This is a genomic window from Streptomyces sp. NPDC005820 (genome assembly GCF_040630255.1).
Classification (GTDB): Bacteria; Actinomycetota; Actinomycetes; order Streptomycetales; family Streptomycetaceae; genus Streptomyces.
Genome location: NZ_JBEXXE010000048.1, coordinates 1 through 19807, shown reverse-complemented (window position 1 = coordinate 19807; position 19807 = coordinate 1). Strand labels below are relative to the sequence as shown.

General features: G+C 70.6%; 17 protein-coding genes and 1 pseudogene. 15 read left to right on the top strand and 3 right to left on the bottom strand.

Annotated features, from left to right (window positions below):
• Positions 1-27 precede the first annotated feature (27 nt).
• The gene (locus ABZ464_RS41455; RefSeq protein ID WP_359287020.1) at positions 28-1257 is read right to left on the bottom strand and encodes a cytochrome P450; all 1230 of its coding nucleotides are present in this window, start codon (positions 1255-1257) and stop codon (positions 28-30) included.
• Between the two features lie 142 nt (positions 1258-1399).
• Between ABZ464_RS41455 and ABZ464_RS41450 the strand changes: the two genes are divergently transcribed.
• The 4 genes from ABZ464_RS41450 (at position 1400) to ABZ464_RS41435 (ending at position 5759) form a co-directional block, all read left to right on the top strand.
• Positions 1400-3028 carry a long-chain-fatty-acid--CoA ligase gene (locus ABZ464_RS41450; RefSeq protein ID WP_359287018.1) on the top strand — a complete coding sequence of 543 codons (1629 nt, stop codon included), beginning with the start codon at positions 1400-1402 and terminating at the stop codon, positions 3026-3028.
• 197 nt (positions 3029-3225) lie between these two features.
• Positions 3226-3927 carry an SDR family oxidoreductase gene (locus tag ABZ464_RS41445; protein ID WP_359287017.1) on the top strand — a complete coding sequence of 234 codons (702 nt, stop codon included), beginning with the start codon at positions 3226-3228 and terminating at the stop codon, positions 3925-3927.
• 268 nt (positions 3928-4195) lie between these two features.
• Positions 4196-5203, top strand: coding sequence for an alpha/beta hydrolase (locus ABZ464_RS41440; protein ID WP_359287015.1), 1008 nt, complete (start codon positions 4196-4198; stop codon positions 5201-5203).
• Positions 5204-5387: 184 nt separating this feature from the next.
• Positions 5388-5759: a DUF1330 domain-containing protein gene (locus ABZ464_RS41435; protein WP_359287013.1), complete on the top strand. Its 372-nt coding sequence runs from the start codon at positions 5388-5390 to the stop codon at positions 5757-5759.
• Between the two features lie 442 nt (positions 5760-6201).
• On the opposite strand, the gene ABZ464_RS41430 is transcribed toward ABZ464_RS41435, so the two are convergent.
• The gene (locus tag ABZ464_RS41430; protein ID WP_359287011.1) at positions 6202-7710 is read right to left on the bottom strand and encodes an aldehyde dehydrogenase; all 1509 of its coding nucleotides are present in this window, start codon (positions 7708-7710) and stop codon (positions 6202-6204) included.
• 3 nt (positions 7711-7713) lie between these two features.
• Entirely contained in the window at positions 7714-8814 is a 1101-nt protein-coding gene (locus ABZ464_RS41425; RefSeq protein ID WP_359287009.1) for an NAD(P)-dependent alcohol dehydrogenase, read from the bottom strand.
• A 133-nt stretch (positions 8815-8947) separates the two neighbouring features.
• Between ABZ464_RS41425 and ABZ464_RS41420 the strand changes: the two genes are divergently transcribed.
• The 11 genes and pseudogenes from ABZ464_RS41420 to ABZ464_RS41370 all read left to right on the top strand — a co-directional run.
• Positions 8948-9793, top strand: coding sequence for a crotonase/enoyl-CoA hydratase family protein (locus ABZ464_RS41420; protein WP_359287007.1), 846 nt, complete (start codon positions 8948-8950; stop codon positions 9791-9793).
• Positions 9794-9810: 17 nt separating this feature from the next.
• Positions 9811-10974: a thiolase family protein gene (locus ABZ464_RS41415; RefSeq protein WP_359287005.1), complete on the top strand. Its 1164-nt coding sequence runs from the start codon at positions 9811-9813 to the stop codon at positions 10972-10974.
• 69 nt (positions 10975-11043) lie between these two features.
• Positions 11044-11814: an SDR family NAD(P)-dependent oxidoreductase gene (locus tag ABZ464_RS41410; protein WP_359287003.1), complete on the top strand. Its 771-nt coding sequence runs from the start codon at positions 11044-11046 to the stop codon at positions 11812-11814.
• Positions 11815-12328: 514 nt separating this feature from the next.
• The gene (locus tag ABZ464_RS41405; protein WP_359287001.1) at positions 12329-13918 is read left to right on the top strand and encodes a long-chain-fatty-acid--CoA ligase; all 1590 of its coding nucleotides are present in this window, start codon (positions 12329-12331) and stop codon (positions 13916-13918) included.
• 22 nt (positions 13919-13940) lie between these two features.
• Positions 13941-14342, top strand: a complete 402-nt coding sequence (locus ABZ464_RS41400) for an SCP2 sterol-binding domain-containing protein (RefSeq protein ID WP_359286999.1) — start codon at positions 13941-13943, stop codon at positions 14340-14342.
• A 32-nt stretch (positions 14343-14374) separates the two neighbouring features.
• Positions 14375-15901 (top strand): aldehyde dehydrogenase family protein, encoded by a 1527-nt coding sequence (locus tag ABZ464_RS41395; protein ID WP_359286997.1) that lies wholly within the window; start codon positions 14375-14377, stop codon positions 15899-15901.
• Positions 15898-17004 carry an NAD(P)-dependent alcohol dehydrogenase gene (locus ABZ464_RS41390; RefSeq protein WP_359286996.1) on the top strand — a complete coding sequence of 369 codons (1107 nt, stop codon included), beginning with the start codon at positions 15898-15900 and terminating at the stop codon, positions 17002-17004. The genes ABZ464_RS41395 and ABZ464_RS41390 overlap by 4 nt, the downstream gene beginning before the upstream one ends.
• 58 nt (positions 17005-17062) lie before the next feature.
• Positions 17063-17491 carry an ester cyclase gene (locus tag ABZ464_RS41385; RefSeq protein WP_359286993.1) on the top strand — a complete coding sequence of 143 codons (429 nt, stop codon included), beginning with the start codon at positions 17063-17065 and terminating at the stop codon, positions 17489-17491.
• A gap of 910 nt (positions 17492-18401) precedes the next feature.
• Entirely contained in the window at positions 18402-18770 is a 369-nt protein-coding gene (locus ABZ464_RS41380) for a hypothetical protein (RefSeq protein ID WP_359286991.1), read from the top strand.
• A 102-nt stretch (positions 18771-18872) separates the two neighbouring features.
• Positions 18873-19574, top strand: coding sequence for an SDR family oxidoreductase (locus ABZ464_RS41375; protein WP_359286989.1), 702 nt, complete (start codon positions 18873-18875; stop codon positions 19572-19574).
• A gap of 51 nt (positions 19575-19625) precedes the next feature.
• Positions 19626-19807 (top strand): annotated as a pseudogene (locus tag ABZ464_RS41370) (alpha/beta hydrolase); the annotation flags it as partial.

Here is a 19807-nt window from a genome sequence, read left to right as displayed (position 1 = left end):
TTGGCGTCGAGAGGGCTGAGCGAGGGGCTAGGCGGCCGGCCCGAGCTGGACGGGGAGTCGCCGGATTCCGTTGATGAAGTTGGAGCGGAACCGCTCCGGTTCGCCGGCGAGCCGCATCTGCGGGAACCGGGCGAAGAGTCTGCCGAGCAGCACCCGCGCCTCCATACGGGCCAGGCTGTTGCCCAGGCAGAAGTGGGTGCCGGTGCCGAAGGCGAGGTGGTTGGCCGGGTTGCGGGCGATGTCGAAGCGGTCCGGGTCGGCGAACACGGCCTCGTCGCGGTTGGCGGAGCCGTAGAACATCACGACCTTCTGGCCCTCCTCGATCCGCCGGCCGCCGAGGACGGTGTCACGGGTCGCCGTACGCCGGAACTGGATCACCGGCGAGTGGAAGCGCAGCACCTCCTCGATCGCGGACGGCAGCAGCTCGGGGTCGGCGCGCAGGGTGTCCCACTGGTCGGGGTGGTCGCCGAGGGTGAGCACGGCTCCGGTCAGCAGGTTGCGGGTGGTCTCGTTGCCGGCGATCACCAGCAGCTGGAAGAAGCGGTTCAGGTCCCCGGTCGACAGCCGTTCGCCGTCGACCTCCGCGTTGACGATGGTGCTCCAGATGTCGTCGGTGGGGTGTTCGCGCTTGGCCCGGGTCTGCTCGGCGGAGTACGCGAACATCTCGGTGAAGGCGGAGACGAAGGCCGGCAGGCCGCCGTACGAGGGGTCGTCGAGCCCGACCATCCGGTTGGTCCAGTCGTACAGCAGACCGCGGTCGGCGGAAGACACCCCGAGGACGTCGGCGAGGACGCGCAGCGGCATCTCCGACGACACCTTCTCCACCAGGTCGATCTCGGTGCCCGGCTCGAGGTCATCCACGATGGCTTCCGCGTGGGCGTCGACCGAGTCGAACATGCCCTTCACCATGCGCGGGGTGAACGCCTTGCTGACGATCGACCGCAGCTTGCCGTGGTCGGGCGGGTCGATGTTGAGCATCATCTGCTGGAGCGCGGCAAGGTCCTTCGGCCGCTGGTCCCTCAGGAACGTGGCTCCCCTGTGGGAGGAGAAGACGGCCGGGTCGCGGGACACGGCGGCGACGTCCTCGTACCTGGTCACGGCCCAGAAACCCGGTCCACCGGCGAAGCCCTCGGAGGGGGGCTCCTCGATCCAGGCCACGGGCCGCGTCCGGCGCAGCTCCGCGAACAGGTGGTGCGGGACTCCGTCGCGGTAGGTGTCCGGATGCCCCAGATCCGGGCCCAGCGTCTGAGTGATCACTCGAACTCCTCGAATCCCTCGTCGTTCCGACCGTGCATCGTTGTTATTGACCGTACGTACGGTCTAACGTAAACACGCAGCCTACCCAACGGTCAACCGCTCAAGTGAGAGGGCGGGGCCGGAACACCAGGAAGGGCACCTCATGGACAGCACGATGCAGGAGGCGGAGCTGCTGGTCAGCGGCATCTTCCGGCACGGGGCCACCGTGCACGCGGACAGCCGCGTCCACCACTACCGAGGCGATACGGCCACCTCGACGCCCTTCTCGGGCCTGGCCGGGCAGACCGAGCGGCTGGCCGCCGCGCTCGCCGGACTGGGCATCGGACGGGACGACGTGGTCGCCACCCTGGCCTGGAACACCCCCGCCCATCTGGCGGCGTACTTCGCCGTCCCGGGCATGGGCGCGGTGCTGCACACCCTGAACCTGCGGCTGCACGACGACCAGCTGGCCTACATCGCGGGCCACGCGGCCGACAAGGCCGTCATCGTGGAGGCGGACCTGGTGCCGCAGCTGCAGCGGATCATCGACCGGCTGCCCACCGTCCGGCACGTGATCGTTGTCGGCGAGGCACGACTGGAGGCCCCGGCCTGGATCACCGTGCACGACTACGAGACCCTGCTGGACGCGGCCCCGCCCGGCTTCGACTGGCCGGAGCTGCCGGAACGCTCGGCGGCCGTCCTGTGCTACACCACGGGCACCACCGGCGCCCCGAAGGGGGTGGCGTACAGCCACCGCTCGATCTACCTGCACACCCTGCAGATCTCCACCGGCAGCGCCTACGCGATGAGCGACGCCGACCGGGTGCTGCCCATCGTGCCGATGTTCCACGCCAACGCCTGGGGCTGGCCGTACGCGGCCTGGCTGGCCGGGGCGGACCTGATCATGATCGACCGGTTCCTGCAGCCCGCGCATCTCGCCCGCGCGATCTGCGACCTGAAGGCGACCGCGGCGGCGGCGGTACCGACGCTGTGGAGCGGACTGGACGACCACGGGGTCGCCACGGGCGCGGACTTCAGCAGTCTCCGGCTGGCCGTGGCAGGGGGATCGCCGCTGTCGGCCGCGCTGGCGGACAGCTTCCACGCCCACCACGGGGTAGGGCTCACCCAGGGCTGGGGCATGACGGAGACCAGCCCCCTGCTGACCTTCTCCCGCCCGCCGCACGGCACCCCCGACGACCGGGCGACCGGGTGGACCACCCGCAGCGGCCGGCTCGTGCCCGGGGTGCGGGCCCGCGTGGTGGACGAGTCGGGAACCGAACTGCCCTGGGACGGAAAGGCCGTGGGAGAGATCGAGTTGAGCGGCCCGACCGTCGCGGGGTCGTACTTCCGGGCCACGGCCGAGGAGCAGGCCGACAAGTTCCGCGACGGCCGGCTGCGCAGCGGTGACCTGGGGGTGATTCACCCGGGCGGATGGGTGGAGCTGAAGGACCGGCTCAAGGACGGCATCAAGAGCGGGGGCGAGTGGATCTCCACCGTGGAGCTGGAGAACGCGCTCGCCGGTCACCCGGCGGTCGCGGAGGCCGCGGTGGTGGGAGTGCCCGACCCGCGGTGGGAGGAACGGCCGCTGGCCTGCGTGACGTTGCGCGACGGGGCGGCCGTGACCCCCGAGGAGCTGCGGGCGTTCCTCACCGGCCGGGTCGCCCGCTGGTGGCTGCCGGAGCGCTGGGCGTTCGTCGAGCGGATCCCGAGAACGAGCGTGGGCAAGCTCGACAAGAACCGGATCCGACGGTCCTACGCCGACCAGGAACTCGCGGTGACGACACTGGGCTGAGCGCCGGAAGACTCAGGGCGAGGCCGGGCAGTGGGGTGATCGTCGGAGATCTGCCGACCCGTGCCCCCGAGGAGAGCCTCGGTCCAAGCGGCCGCTCCGCCCGGCGGTCGCCCTCACCGGCGTCGAGCTTGCATGTGGAACCCGATCGGTTTACCGTGGGTGAAACCGATCGGTTTCCTCATTCTGTGGAGATAGTCATGACCGCACTGAAGGGCGCGAGCGTCTTCGTCACCGGCGGCAGCCGCGGCATAGGCAAGGCGCTGGTGGAAGAGCTGTACGCGCGCGGTGCCGCCAAGGTCTACGCCACGGCCCGCGACCCGCGCACGGTGACGCACCCCAACGCGATCCCGGTGGCGTTGGAGGTCACCGACCCGGCTTCCGTGGCGGCGGCGGCCGCACAGGCGGAAGACGTCACCGTGCTGATCAACAACGCCGGCGCCGTAGTCGGCGCCTCCTTCCTCGACTCCCCGGTCGACGACGTACGCCGCGAGTTCGAAACCAACTTCTACGGCCCCCTGCTGCTCACCCGCGCCTTCGCGCCGGTCATCGAACGCAACGGCGGCGGCCACATCCTCACCATGCACTCCGTGCTCTCCTGGATCGCCCTGGGCGGCTCCTACAGCGCCTCCAAGGCCGCCCTGTGGTCACAGACCAACTCCCTGCGCCTGGAGCTTCAGCCGCGCGGCATCTCCGTCACCGGACTGCACATGGGATACGTCGACACGGACCTGGCGGCCGGCGTCGAGGCGCCCAAGTCCGACCCGCGTGACATCGCCGTACTCGCCCTCGACGGCGTCGAGGCGGGAGCGCACGAGGTGCTCGGGGACGACCTCACCCGCCAGGTCAAGGCAGGCCTGGCCGGGGATCCGGCCGGGCTGTACCCCCAGCTGGCGAAGTAGGCCGGGAGCTGCCCGGCGGCGTGCGGAGACCGGTCGGTCGGCCTCCGCGCGCAAGGACGGTCGTACCGCGCGGGCGACGCACGTTTTTCTGTCTCTTATTGCCGGAGACGAACGCCTTGCGGCCGGGGCGTCCGGCCCGTGGGCGCCGTGCCTGCACCTCGGCGCCGTCGATGCGCGGGGCGACGTCCTCGGCCTCGGCGCTGGACGAGCCGACGGGAGGGTCCCGCACGAATGGGCCCGGCACGCTCGGCGACTCGCCTTCGACAGCTTGGCCAGGGGCAAGCCCTGGTCGCTCTTCCGGCTGGTGCACAGCCGCGACGTTGCTTTGGAGGTTGAACTCATGACACAGGTGACACACCGATCGCCGTTCGGCGAGGACTCCTCGGCCAGTGGGTCCGGGGCAGTTGACCGTGTCCGTCATCGGACGGTTCAGGCAGGCGGACTGGAGGTTCCGATCCTCGAGGCCGGCAGCGGGCCACTGGTCCTGTGCCTCCACGGTTTTCCCGACCATGCCGCCAGCTGGGCAGGGCTTCTCGACCGCCTTGCACAGGAAGGGTATTGGGCGGTCGCGCCCGCACAGCGCGGATACTGGCCCGGTGGCGCGGCGCCCGACGGCTCCTATCGCGTGCACTCGACCGGCCAGGACGCCCTCGCCCTGATCGAAGCGCTCGGGCGCGAGCAGGCGGATCTCATCGGTCACGACTTCGGCGCTGCGGCGGCGTACGCGGCAGCGAGCCTCGACCCGACACGTGTCCGCAAGCTGGTCGGCATGTCGGTTCCCCCTGCCCGTCAACTGCTGACCTCGGTGGCCACCGACGGTGACCAGCAGCGACGCAGCTGGTACATGTTCTTCTTCCAGACAGCCATGGCGGAGGCTGCCGTCGAGGCCGACGACTTCGCCTTCATCGACCGGCTCTGGCGGGAATGGTCGCCCGGCTACGAGCTGCCGGAAGCGGAGCGGGCCGCGCTCAAGGAAACCCTCCGCGCCCCAGGAGTCATTACCGAGATCCTGGGCTACTACCGCCAGTTGTTCACGTTCCCCGCGGACGAGGCGAGCCAAACCCTGCTTGGCCGGGCGATCGGTGACCTCACCGTCCCGTCGCTCTACCTCCACGGGGCCGACGACAACTGCATATCCGTGGAGTTGAGCGACGACCTGGACGCCCTGTTCACGAACGACTTCGAACGCATCGTCGTACCAGGCGCGGGGCACTTCCCGCACCTCGAGCAGCCCAAGACGGTCGCCGACCACATCCTGGGCTTCCTCAACAGCTGACGTCCCTCCAGCCGGCCAGGCTCGAATCGTTCCTCCACCGCCCGCCCGCCGAGTTCGTCGACCGCTGCCCTCGGCGGACGGGCACGGTTGTCATCGCGGAGGCGGCGACACCGACAGGCGGCGTAATCGGATTCCCGCACCAGCAGCAAACACCCGTTTCCTGAGACAAAAGAGGGTATTGGCAATGAGTGAAAATGCACAGAAGAAGAAGTTCTACGCCCTGAACATGTTTGACGTGGTCGACGTGGAGAAGTACCTCGCGTATTTCAGCCGTCTACCCGAAGTGGCCCCGCAATATGGTGGTCGCATGGTGGCGTTCGGCCGTTTCCGGGACAACGTGGCCGGTGACCTCGCGCCACGGCAGGTTCTGTTTCTCGTCGAATGGGAGTCCGAAGAGGCGTTCAACAGCTTCCGGGACGATCCGGAGTTGGCCGACCTGCATCCGCTGCGGGAGAACGGGACGGCGTCCTATATCTGGCAGACGTTCGACGGTTCCGACATGAGTGACCCCGCCGCCGTTTCGCTCGACGATGTACTGGCGGTGCTCAAGCCTTAAAACCGGCATCGCTACGAAGCCGGATCCGGATGAGCCGGCTGACGAGATCGGCGGACGGAATGCCTCCGCGACTCAGGGCTCCGTACGTGGGTTCCCGGCGAGCCGCTGGACCACGGCTCGATGAGCCGAGGCGCCGATCTCCACGGACTTCGGTGCTGCTACCCACGGGCACGGCCTCACGGTTCTTCGACATGTACGCGCATGCGGACGAGGCGGCGATCCGGCGCGCCCGTGGGCCGGCCGCTGTTCGCGGGAGCGCCGTCCGGCAGGGTCCCAGCGCGCTGCCAGGCGCAGAAGAGGGGGTGGCCGGCCGACTGGCTGTGGTGAGTGCGCAGCAGGTCCAGGCGTTCCAGCGCGTCACCGGCCGAGATGTCGGCGAGCGTTCCGGCCTTGTGGCTCCGGCGGTTCGGCTCGGCCCCACCAGGGCGGCAGAGCCGGGCGTTCAGCGGCGCAGATAGACGGACTTGTGCTCGACGTACGCCGCCAGCCCCTCGGGGCCCAGCTCACGCCCCAGTCCGCTGGCCTTGACGCCCCCGAAGGGTGCGCCGAGATCGATGTTGTAGAAGTTCACGCCGACCGTGCCGGTGCGCAGCCTGCGGGCGATCTCCAGCCCCTTGTCCTCGTCGGAGGTCCAGACGGTGCCGGCCAGGCCGTACGGGGAGTCGTCGGCGATCGCCACGGCCTGGTCGACGTCGTCGTACGGAATGACCACCAGAACCGGGCCGAAGATCTCCTCACGGGCGACGACGGCGGAGTTGTCCACGTCCGCGAAGACCGTCGGCTCGACGAACCAGCCCCGCTCCAGGCCCGCGGGCCGGCCGCCACCGGCGACCACCCGTGCCCCGCCGGCCCGGCCGGCGTCGATGTAGGACTCGACGCGGTCGCGCTGTCGGGCCGAGGCCAGGGGGCCCACCCGAGTGGCCGGGTCGGACGGGTCTCCCACCCGCAGGGAGGCCGCGAGGGCCGCGACGGCGTCGACGACCTCGGAGTAGCGACTGCGGGGCGCGAGGATGCGGGAGCTGGTGTAGCAGGTCTGTCCGCTGTTGAGCAGGCAGGCCCAGGCGAGTCCGCGTACCGCCTGGCCGAGGTCGGCGTCGTCCAGCACGATGGCCGCGCTCTTGCCGCCGAGTTCGAGCGTGGCGGGCCGCAGCAGCCGCCCGCACACCTCGCCGATGGTCCGTCCGGCCTCGGTGGACCCCGTGAAGGCCACCTTGTCGACGCCGGGGTGTGCGACCAGGTACGCACCGGTCTCGCGGCCGCCGGTGACGACGTTGACGACCCCCTCCGGGATCCCGGCCTCCTGTGCGGCGTCGCCGAGCTGGAAGGCGTCCAGCACGGTCTCGGGGGCCGGCTTGACGACGATGGTGCAGCCGGCCGCGAGGGCGGGCGCGACCTTGAACATCATGAGCGACTGGGGGAAGTTCCAGGGGACGACGACGGCGACCACACCGACCGGCTCACGGCGCACCACGGTGGTTCCGGGACCGGGGAACGCGGGGCGGCGCTCCTCTTGAGGGGTAGCGCGGGCCAGCTGGGCGAAGTAGCGCAGAGTCCGGGCGGGACCGGTCCCCTCGACCGGGCCGGACACCGAGATCGGCATGCCCATCTCGGCGGTGACGACCCGCGCGGTCTCCTCGGCCCGCCGTTCCAGGGCGTCGGCGAAGCGGTCGAGGGCCGCCGCCCTGGTCTCCCCGTCCCAGGACGCCCACGGCGACACGGTCAGCGCCCGCCGGGCCGCGGCAACGGCAGCGTCGACGTCGGCGGGGGCGGTGTCGGGCGCCTCGCCCACCGGCTGCTCGGTGACGGGCGAGATCACGGTAAGGGTGCCGGGTGCGGTGCTCGGTCGCCAGTCGCCTCCGATGAAGAGGTGTTCGCGGCGGTAGCGGGGCCCGGTTTCCGACGAGACGGTTCCCGACGATTCGGTCTCCGACGACACGGTTTCCGATTGCATGGGTCAACTCCCAGGAAGCAGTACGGGCTTGACGGTCACGCCGGACGCGGCATCCCGCTCGGCGGTGTTGATCTCACTGAGCGGATAGGTCCGCACCAGGCGTTCGAAGGGGAAGCGGCCCTGCTGCCACAGCTCGATCAGCTGGGGAAGGAAGCGGCGGGGTACCGCGTCGCCCTCCAGGATCCCCATCACGGTCTTCCCGGTGGACAGGGCGGCCGGGCCGAGGACGAGGTCCCGAGACCGGGCGCCGACCAGTCCGACCGTTCCCCTGACCCGCAGGCTGTCGACCCCGTCCCTGATCACTTCCGGAACCCCGGTGGTGTCCAGGACGTAGTCGGCTCCTCCCCCGGTGAGCTTGCGCAGCCGCCGGGGTACGTCCTCGCCGCCGGCCGGCAGGACATGGGTGGCGCCGAGTTCCTGGGCCAGGTCGAGCCGGTTCTGGTGCAGGTCGACCGCCACGATCGTGGCGGCCCCTGCGACCTTGGCCGCCATGACGGCCGCCAGCCCCACGCCGCCCGCGCCGAACACCACGACGCGCGAACCGGCGCGGACGTCGAGGGCGAGCAGGATCGATCCGGCGCCGGTCTGGATGCCACAGCCCAGTGGGGCGAGGAGCTCCAGCGGCAGATCCGGGTCGACGACGACCGTATTGCGTACGTCCACCACGGCGTGCGTGGCGAACGAGGACTGGCCGAACCAGCGCGAGGCGACGGGCTTCCCCTCGGCGTCGGTCACCGACTGGTCGCCGCTCTCGATGCCGGCGCCGGTGAGGTTGCGCTGGACGAACGACCGGCAGTAGGCGGGGTGTCCGTCCAGGCAGTTCTCGCAGGCGCCGCAGTGGTCGAACGACAGCAGGACGTGTGAGCCCACCGCCGGCTCGGTCACGCCGGGGCCGAGGGCCTCGACGACGCCGGCTCCCTCGTGGCCCGCGATGATCGGCGGCCGGGCGGGAAAGCCGTCGCCGCGCGGCAGTACGTCCGTGTGGCAGAAGCCCACCGCGGCGATGCGCACGAGGACTTGCCCCGGCCCCGGATCGGCGATGTCGACCTCTTCGACGACGAAGGGACCGTCACCGGCTCTGAGTACCGCTGCCTGCATGCGCATGTCCGCTCCCGGGGTCCGTCCGCGTATCGGTCCGCGCGTATCGGTCCGCGTCCCGTGACCGACGCTACTGTTGACCGTACGAGCGGTCAACAGTAGCGTCATTTCCATCACCCGCACGACGAAGGAGCCGAGCGTGGCCCTCCCCGTACAGTCCCCGGAACGCCTGGACCAGCCGGGTCAGCCGGATCAGCCGGATCAGGAGGCCGCCGCGGTCCTGCGTCGTGAGGGTCCGGTCGCCGTGATCACCCTGAACCGGCCCGGGGCGATGAACGCGGTCGACGCGGCGATGTCGGCGGCCGTCGGAAACGCGCTGCGTGAACTCGAAGAGGACCCGGAGCTCGGTGTCGGCGTGATCACCGGGGCGGGGCGGGCCTTCTGCGCCGGCGCCGACCTCAAGGAGCTGGGGGCCGACCGGCCGGTCAGTGCCCCCGGGCACCCTGAATGGGGGTTCGCCGGCCTGGTGCGGCACGTCGTGAACAAGCCGCTCGTCGCCGCCGTCAACGGCTTCGCGCTCGGCGGCGGCACCGAGATCGTGCTGGCCTGCGATCTCGCAGTGATCAGCGAGGACGCGCAGCTGGGGCTGCCGGAGGTGAAGCGCGGGCTGGTCGCCGCCGCCGGTGGGCTGCTGCGGCTGCACCGGCAGATCCCGCCCAAGGTCGCGGCCCACGCCGCCCTGACCGGTGAGCCGCTGGACGCGGCCACCGCGCTGCGCTGGGGCCTGGTCAACGAGGTCGTGCCCACTGACCAAGTGCTCGCCAGTGCCCTGCGATTGGCCGGGCAGGTCGCGGCCAACGCGCCGCTGGCCGTCCGGGCGAGCAAACGGATCATGCGCCGCAGCGCCGAGTTCGGCTCCGACTGGGACCCGGCGATCTGGGACATGAACGAGGCCGAGTTCGGCGCGGTCCGCCGCAGCGAGGACGCCAAGGAAGGCCCGCGGGCCTTCGCCGAGAAGCGCCCGCCCCGGTGGCAGGGCAAGTGACAGCCGAGGAGACAGCGGTGCAGTCAGCGGTGATCGTCGATGTCGTACGCACCCCCTCCGGCAGGGGCAAGCCCGGCGGCGCGCTGTCCGGGACGCACCCGGTGGAGCTGCTCGCCACGGTGCTGAGCGCGCTGCTGCGGCGCAACGACCTCGACCCGGCCCTGGTGGACGACGTGATCGCGGGGTGCGTCGGGCAGAACGGCGAGCAGGCGCTCAACATCGCGCGCAACGCGGTGCTGGCCGCCGGGCTTCCCGAGACGGTGCCGGCCACGACCGTCGACCGGCAGTGCGGCTCCAGCCAGCAGGCCGCGCATTTCGCGGCGCAGGGTGTGCTGGCGGGCGCGTACGACATCGCGATCGCCTGCGGCGTCGAGTCCATGAGCCGGGTGCCGATGTTCTCCGCCGTCCAGGGCCGCGACCCCTACGCCCCGCTCGCCTCGCGCTATCCCGACGGGCTGGTCCAGCAGGGCGTTTCGGCGGAGCTCATCGCCGCCCGCTGGAAGATCGGCAGGCAGGAGCTCGACGCCTTCGCGGCGCGCTCCCACCGGCTCGCCGCGGCGACCGCCGCGTCGGGCGGCTTCGACGGCGAGATCGTCCCGGTCGGCGGCCATCGGGCGGACGAGACGGTCCGGCCGTCCACCACCCCGGAGGCCCTTGCCGGACTGAAGCCGGCGTTCCGCGACGACGCGACGAACGAGCGCTTCCCGGAGATCGACTGGCGCATCACCGCGGGCAACTCCTCCCCGTTCACCGACGGCGCCTCCGCCGCGCTCATCATGAGCGAGGACAGGGCCGCCGCCCTGGGGCTGCGCCCCCGCGCACGGTTCCATTCCTTCGCGGTCACCGGCAGCGACCCGCTGCTGATGCTCACGGGCGTGATCCCGGCCACCGCCCGCGCGCTTCAGCGGGTGGGCCTGTCCATCGACGACATCGACGCCTTCGAGGTGAACGAGGCCTTCGCCGCGGTACCGCTGGTCTGGCAGCGGGAGACCGGAGCCGACCCGGACCGGGTGAACCCGCGCGGCGGCGCCATCGCCCTCGGCCACCCCCTCGGAGCCTCCGGCACCCGGCTGCTGACCACCCTGGTCAACCACCTGGAAGCCACCGGCGGCCGTTACGGCCTGCAGACCATGTGCGAGGGCGGGGGCATGGCCAACGCCACGATCATCGAACGGCTCTGAGCCCTCCCTCACTCGAGGAGCTCCCCTCCATGCAGCTCCCCGTTCGAGCACCTCCCAAGGAGACCCACCATGCATCTCTCAGGCAGCGCCGCCCTCGTCACCGGTGGCGCCTCCGGGCTCGGGCTGGCCACCGCGCGGCGCCTGGCCGCGGCCGGGGCCCGGGTCGTCATCGCCGACCTCCCGTCCTCGGTGGGCGAGGCGGTCGCCGAGGACGCCGGCGACCGTGTCACCTTCGCACCCGCCGACGTCACCGACCCGGAGCAGGTGGCCGCCGCGCTCGACCTCGCCGTGGACGCGGGGCCGCTGCGGGTGGTCGTCAACTGCGCGGGCATCGGCGACCCGGGCCGCACCGTCGGCAGGGACGGGCCGCTGGCCCTGGAGCGCTTCCGCCGGGTCGTGGAGATCAACCTCATCGGAACGTTCAACGTGATCCGGCTCGCCGCGCAGCGGATGCGGGACACCGAGCCGGCCGCACCGGGCGGCGAGGAACGCGGCGTCATCGTCAACACCGCCTCCGTGGCGGCCTTCGACGGGCAGATCGGACAGGCGTCGTACGCGGCCTCCAAGGGCGGCATCGTCGGCATGACCCTGCCGATCGCGCGGGAGCTGGCGGCAAGCCTGATCCGCGTGGTCACCATCGCCCCCGGTCTGTTCGCCACCCCGATCCTGAACGGGCTGCCCGAAGACGCACGCTGCTCGCTCGGCGCCCAGGTGCCCCACCCGAGTCGGCTCGGCGATCCCGACGAGTACGCCGCGCTGGTCGAGCACATCGTCGCCAACCCGATGCTCAACGGCGAGGTCATCCGCCTCGACGGCGCGATCCGCATGGCACCGCGCTGACGCCGTCCGGCTCGGGCGCGACACCACGTACCCCTGACGTACCCCCCGGCCCCGGCCCCGACCGCACGACCGAGAGGCGCCGTCGTGGGGGCGCCTCCCTCACCGGCGTCACGGCCGAGCCGTCGCCGGCGGCCTACGCGGCTACCAAGGCGGCCGTGCTGTCGCTGTGCGAGTCGGTCAACGTGGAGGAGTCCGAGGCGGGGTCGGGCTGTCCCGTACGTCCGTGGTCCCCGGCATCGTGATCACCAGACCGGGCCGTCGTCTCTGACGGGCCCGAGACCCGGCGGTCCGTCGAAGCCGGGCGTGCGGCAAATCCATCCGTCCATTCTATTGACCGTACATGCGGTCAGTCCTACTGTGGCCGCACCGCACTCCCCTTGAGAGCCGGTCCGGCGGCCACTCCTCTTCACCGCCCCGCGACCCGCCGGGGCACAACTTCCGCCGCCGACCCACACTCGCCGCCCTCTCCCGCCGTTTCGGCAACGGCCGGCGGCCAGTACCGGAGGAATCGCACATGGCGACAGCGACACCCCACACGGCCGAGAACAGCGACTGCCCGGCACCCGGCAGCGATCTGCACAGCATCCTGGACTTCTGGAACGACACCGCGCCGGACGCCGAAGCACTGACGGAGGGCGACCGGCGGTGGACCTGGAGCGGCCTGGAGGACCGGGTCTCGCGCCTGGCCGGCGCACTGGCCGCAGACGGCCTGCGCCCCGGCCTGCACTTCGCGACCCTCAACAAGAACAGCTCCGCCACGATCGAGGCCACATTCGCCGCAGCCCGGGACGGTTACGCACACGTCATCGTCAACTGGCGGCTGAGCCCCGGCGAGATCGAGTACGTCCTCGCCGACGCGCAGGCCCAAATCCTCTTCGTCGGCGCCGAGTTCCTCCCGCAACTGGAACAGATCCGGGACCGGCTGCCCCACCTGACGAAGATCGTCGTCGTCGGAGGCGACGCGGACGAGTACGAGAACTATCTGGCGTCGGCCGCGCCCGTGCCCCGCGGCCACCGGCCCGAGCCGGACGACTGCGTACTCCTGCTCTACACCTCCGGCACCACGGGATTCCCCAAGGGCGCGATGCTGACGCACCGGAGCCTGGGAGCCCATTGCGTCTCGGCGGCGGAGGCGTTCGGCTTCTTCCACGACAGCGTGAACATGGTGGCCATGCCGCTGTTCCACGTCGGCGGCATCAGCTGGGCCCTGATCAGCCTCTGGATGGGCGCCCGCACGGTCCTCGTCCGGGACGTGGTCCCGGCCGCCATCCTGGAACAGATCCGGCGGGAAAGGATCACCCACGCCTTCTTCGTCCCGACGGTCTACGAGTACTTCCTGGCCACGCCGGAACTCGACCGGGCGGACCTGTCCAGCCTTCGCTGCCTGGGCTACGGCGGGTCCCCGATGCCGCTGCCGCTGATGCGACGGTGCCTGGAGCGGTTCAGTCAGGACTTCTACCAGGTGTACGGGATGACCGAGGCATCCGGGGTGTTCAGCGTCCTGGGGCCGGACGCCCACCGCGACCCGGACCGGATCCACCTGCTCACCTCGGCCGGCAGGCCCGTGGCGGGCGTACAGGTCCGGGTGGCCGGCCCGCTCACGGGTGAGGAGGTTCCCAGCGGCCGGACCGGCGAGTTCTGGATCAGGTCCGAGCAGGTCATGGCCGGGTACTGGGACAAGCCGGAAGCCACCGCCGAATCCTTCGGCGACGGCTGGTTCCGCACCGGCGACGCCGGCTTCGTGGACGACGACGGCTTCCTCTTCATCCGCGACCGCGTCAAGGACATGATCATCTCGGGTGGCGAGAACGTCTACCCGGCCGAGGTCGAGCGGGTGATCGACCAGCACCCCTCCGTGGCCGAGGTGTGCGTCATCGGAGTGCCCGACCCCACCTACGTCGAGACGGTCAAGGCCGTCGTCACCGTGACGTCCGGTGCCGTGGTCGACGCGGCCGAGCTCATCGCCTTCTGCCGTGCGCGCCTGGCCGCCTACAAGTGCCCCAAGACGGTGGAGATCGTCCGGGAACTGCCCCGCACCGCCACGGGCAAGGTGCTCAAGCGCGAGCTGCGCAAGGCGTACTCGAACAACACCGACATCAGCTGAATCACGAGCGAAAGGTCCCACGATGAGCTACTTCACCAGTGCGGAAGAGGTCTACCTCTACCTCGGCGGCGTCTTCCGGGAGGCCAACACCCACCCCGAGGTCGGCCCGGTCCTGAAGGCCTCCGGCATCACCCTCCGCCTCGACTACACCGGACCGGAGTCGTCCATCACCGTGCTCATGAAGGAGCCGGAGATCGTCGTCATCGAGGGCGACAACGACCACGAGCCCGATGTCCGGCTCGCGATGTCGGCCGACAACGGCAACAAGTTCTGGCGCGGCGAGTACAACGTCGCCGTCGGCCTGGCCAAGGGACAGGTCAAGGCCAAGGGCCCGGTCACCCAGATCCTCAAGCTGGTGCCGCTGACGAAGCCGCTGTTCCCCGTCTACCGCGAACTCGTCGGCAAGAAGGACGCCGGCAACTGAGCCCCCCTCGACACCCCAAGGCAGGTCGGTCAATGACGACACACACCAAGCACTACCGGATGTACATCGACGGCACATGGGTGGATGCCGCCGACGACCCGTTCGAGATGGTCGATCCCGCCACCGGGCAGGTGTTCGCCACGGCGGCCAGGGGCCGGACCGAGCACGCCGACCTCGCGGTGGCCGCCGCGAAGCGGGCCCATGAGCGCGGCGAATGGCGCGGCAAGAGCCCCGAGGAACGGGCCGAGGTGATGTCGGCGATCGTGGCGAAGCTCTCCGAGCGGATGGACGAACTCGTCGAGCTGCACATCCGGGAGAACGGGGTCACGATCCGGCAGGCCATGGCCTTCCACGTCGGCTACTCCATCTCCCATCTGCAGTACTTCGCCGATCTGGCCCGGAGTTACGCCTTCGAGCGCCCCGGCCCGCAGCTGTCGTATCCCACGCTCGCCACCGGAGTGGTCCGCAGGGAGCCCATCGGCGTCGTGGCCGGCATCGTGCCCTGGAACTTCCCCCTCCTGCTGGCCGTCTGGAAACTCGGTCCCGCGCTCGCCGCGGGCAACTGCATCGTCCTCAAGCCGGACGAGAAGACCCCCCTCACCCTCCTCGCCCTCGCCGAGGCCGCCCACGAGGCCGGACTCCCGCCCGGCGTCCTCAATGTCGTCACCGGGGAGGGCGAGGAGGTGGGCGCGCGGCTGGCCGTCCACCCGGACGTACGCAAGATCGCCTTCACCGGTTCGACCGCCGTCGGCCGGGAGATCAGCAGGCTGGCGGCGGACAACGTCAAGCGGGTCACGCTGGAGCTGGGGGGCAAGGGCGCCAACATCGTGCTCGCCGACGCCGACCTGGACACGGCGGTCGACGGCGCGCTGTTCGCCTGCATGCTCTACTCGGGGCAGGCCTGCGAGTCCGGCACGAGGCTGCTGCTCCCCGAGGCGCTGCACGACGACTTCGTCGCCAGGCTGATCGAGCGGGCCAGGACGATGAAGATCGGCGATCCGGCCGAGTTCGACACCGACCTCGGCCCTGTCGTCTCCGCCGAACAGCGCGAGCGGATCCTCGGTTACATCGAACTGGGGCAGAAGGAAGGCGCCACCCTGGCGTACGGCGGACCGACGCCCGAGGGCCCGGGGTTCTGGGTGGGGCCCACTATCTTCACCGGTGTCCGCCCGGAGATGCGCATCGCCCAGGAGGAGATCTTCGGCCCCGTCCTCTGCGTCATCCCGTACGGCAGCGTCGACGAGGCGGTCGCCATCGCCAACGACAGCGAGTACGGGCTGTCGGCGGGGGTCTGGAGCGAGGACGTCGACGCCGCCCTCGAGGTGGCGCGCCGCCTCGAGTCAGGCACCGTGTGGATCAACGACTGGCACATGGTCAGCGTCGAGTATCCCTTCGGCGGCGTGAAGCAGAGCGGCCTCGGCCGCGAACTCGGCCCCCACGCGCTCGACGAGTACACCGAGGACAAGTTCGTCCACATCGACCTGTCGCGTCGGCTGGACCGACGGGTCTACGACCTCGTACTGCCGCCCGTCGCGGACCGGACCAAGGAGAACGCATGAAGGGGAACGCCGCCGTCCTGAGGGAGCCGGGCGCCGAACTGACCATCGAGGAGGTCGAGTTCGGCGAACTGGCCCCGGACGAGGTACTGGTCAGGATCGCGGGCGTCGGCGTCTGTCACACCGACCTCACCGCACAGTCCGGCGGCGTCCCGCTACCGCTTCCGGTCGTGCTCGGCCACGAGGGCGCGGGCGTGGTGCACGCCGTCGGGGACGCCGTCGAGACGCTCTCGGTGGGCGACCACGTCGTACTCGGCTTCGACTCCTGCCGGGAGTGCGCGACCTGCAAGGCGGGGCACCCCGCCTACTGCGAACTGTTCGCCGCGCTGAACTACTTCGGCACCCGCCTCGACGGAACCGCGACCATGAGCCGCGGCGACGAGGACGTCCACGGCAGCTGGTTCGGCCAGTCCTCGTTCGGCGCGTACGCGGTGGCAAGCGTCCGCAACGCGGTCAAGGTCGACGACGACGTGCCGCTGGACATCCTCGGCCCGCTCGGCTGCGGTCTGATGACCGGCGCCGGCACCGTGTTCAACGTGCTGCGGCCCTCCCCCGGCCAGAGCCTGGGCGTGTTCGGTCTCGGCGCGGTCGGACTGAGCGCGGTCATGGCCGCGAAGGCGGCCGGGTGCACGACCATCGTCGCGGTCGACCTCAATCCGGAACGGCTGAAGCTGGCCACCGAGCTCGGCGCGACCCACGTGATCGATCCGGCGCGGACCAAGGACGTCGGCTGGGCCATCACCGAGATCAGCGGCACCGGACTGGACTTCACCGTCGACGCCGTGGGCCTCGGCTCCGTCGTACGGCAGGCGGTGGAAGCCCTCCGCTCCCCGGGCGTCTGCGCCACGCTCGGACTCCAGGGTCTGGAGAACGAGATGACCATCGACCAGGGCCATCTCCTCATCGGCCGCACCCTGACCGGCGTCATCGAGGGCGACGCGGACCCGCACGAACTCATCCCCAAGCTCATCGAGCTCTGGCGGGAAGGCGACTTCCCCTTCGACCGGCTGGTCGAACGCCGCCCCTTCGACGAGATCAACGAAGCGATCGCGTCCGCCCGCTCCGGCCAGGTCATCAAGCCCGTGCTGGTCTTCGACGCCGCCTGACACAGCACAACGATCGGTGAGGAGCCGTTCCATGACAACCGAGACCACTGTGACCTCTGTGACCTCTGTGACCTCTGTGACCGAGGACTTCGTCGTCGACTTCTTCGCACATGTCGATGCCCATGACTTCGAGTGGGTCGAGCAGATGCTGGATCCGGAGTGCGTCATCCAGGCACCGGGATTCCTGCAGAAGGGACCCGAGATGGTCACCATCTGGATGGCCGGGTTCTTCGCCGCCTTCCCCGACCTTGCGCACCGGCCGCACCGAGTCGTCACCGCGCAGGACGAGGTCGCCGTCGAGCTCGAGGTGACCGGCACCCACACCCAGGACCTCGCCCAGCCCGACGGCGGTGCGATCCCTCCGACAGGACGGTCCATCCAGATCGGGCTGGCCGAGTTCTGGCGCCTGCGCGACGGTCGCGTCAGCGAGTATCGCGTGTACTACGACCACTTCGAATTTCTCACACAGCTCGGCCTGACGAACTGACCTACTGAAGACCGGTGTTGAGCGGGACGCGTCCGGCGAGGGCGCGCCGACGCCCACGGCCGCGTCCTTCCGCCGGGCGCCTGCGTCATGCCATCAGCCAGTGGCGAGAACGCGAACGGCCCAACTGACTGCGCCAGTCCTGGCCCCGAGGCACCACGCCAGGCGAGCCTCGCGCAAGGCCGGGCGCCGCCGGTCCTCCCGCCTGATCGTCGTGGAGCACACCTACGCCGAGTGGAAGCAGTGGCGCCCCCTGTGGCGCCGCACCGGACACCGCGAGCGCTACGCGGGACACCTGGCGATCGCAAGGCACGTTCGCCACCCGCGCGGTCCGCAGGACGACCCGCCGCCGGCGCAGCACCGAGGGCGCCGATGGTTCGCGTCCTCCTGGGCCAGGCGCTCCAGGTCCGCGGTGGCGGTGGCGAGCCGTGCGTAGGGGATGAGGTCGTCGGCCGTGTAGTCCGTACCGAGGCGGCTCAGCGCCGCGAGACTCTGGGCGAGTGCCGGACGGTGCGGTGAGGCGTCGGAAATCTGCCAGCCACCCCGGACCCCGGCTGAGCTCTGAAATCCTCATGCGTTCCCTCACGCTCAGGCGGGAGTGCCTTCCCGAGCGGCAGGCGAAGGCGGGTCGGCGCGGACGTACGGGGAACGGCGTGTCGGCCCCTCGACGGCAGCACGAAGCGGGCCTCCACCGGCCTCGGCCGCTCCGACGCCGACGCCGACGCCGACGCCGACGGCCAAGGAACCGGCTACTCCCCACGCATCCCCCTCCCCCGACCAGCGGACCGCCGCCCCATCACCCCTGCCGCACTCCGCGGAGTCACCCCGGGGAACCGACCGCACCTGCGACATCAGCGATCTCGCAGCCTCCGAGGACAAGAGCGCCGGTCGCTTCGCCGCCGAGCCCTGGAACATGAAGGGGAGCCGTCTCGAACTGCGCGACGTCGTCTTCGGCGGCGTGATGACCGTGCACACGGCCGCCGGCCCCCAGCGGGTGCTCAAGTTCTCCGCGGCGGGTGTCACGATCCGCGACCTGAAGACGGCCGTGCCCGTCGGCCCGCAGATCCGGCACATCGACGGAGCGCCCGGCTCGACGTCGACGCTGCGGGGCGACCGCATCGCCAGGTACGTCGAGAGCCTGACGGGCACGCTCTCCGGCGCCGAAGGGATTCCCCTGCCTCCCGCCCTCCGCCTCCCTCTCACCCCCGACACCGTCCCGGAATGGCTCTACGACACGGTCGGCATCGTCCCGGGGATCCACGGACACGGCACCAACCCCTGAAACCGGCCCCACGCGACTGCTTCCCCCGATGAGCTTGCGCTCGGAAACCGATCGGTTTACTGTGATGGAAACCAATCGGTTTCCGATTCTTGGGAGTCAGTCATGACCGCTTTGAAGGACGCGAACGTCTTCGTCACCGGCGGCAGCCGCGGCATAGGCAAGGCGCTGGTGGAAGAGCTGTACGCGCGCGGTGCCGCCAAGGTCTACGCCACGGCCCGCGACCCGCGCACCGTGACGCACCCCGACGCCGTACCGGTGGCCCTGGAGGTCACCGACCCGGCCGCTGTGGCGGCGGCCGCCGCGCAGGCGCAGGATGTCACCGTGCTGATCAACAACGCGGGTGCCGCGGTCGGCGCCTCGTTCCTCGACTCCTCCGTCGACGACGTACGCCGCGAGTTCGAGACCAACTTCTACGGCCCGCTGCTGCTCACCCGCGCCTTCGTGCCGATCATCGAGCGCAACGGCGGCGGCCACATCCTCAACGTGCACTCCGTGCTCTCCTGGCTGGCCCTCGGCGGCTCCTACAGCGCGTCCAAGGCCGCCCTGTGGTCGCAGTCCAACTCCCTGCGCCTGGAGCTTCAGCCGCGCGGCATCTCCGTAACCGGACTGCACGTCGCATACGTCGACACGGACCTGGCCGCAGGCGTCGACGCACCCAAGTCCGACCCGCGTGACGTCGCCGCCCTCGCCCTCGCCGGCATCGAGACGGGCGCATACGAGGTGCTCGCCGACGACATCACCCGCCAGGTCAAGGCGGGCCTCGCCGGCGACCTGGCGGGGCTGTACGAACAGCTGGCCAAGTAAGACAGAGAAGAACACAGAAGAACACAGAAGACAGGACAAGGAGACGACAAGATGCCCAGCCAGGAGTCACGTCCCACGATTCACATCTCGGGGACCACCACACACACCATCGCCCCGCGTGCCGGGCGTGACGGCCACGAGGGAACCCTTCGCTACCTCAAGGCGGGCAGCGGTGCCCCGCTGGTCCTGCTGCACACCGTGCGCACCCAGGCCGAGCACTACCGCCTCCTCAT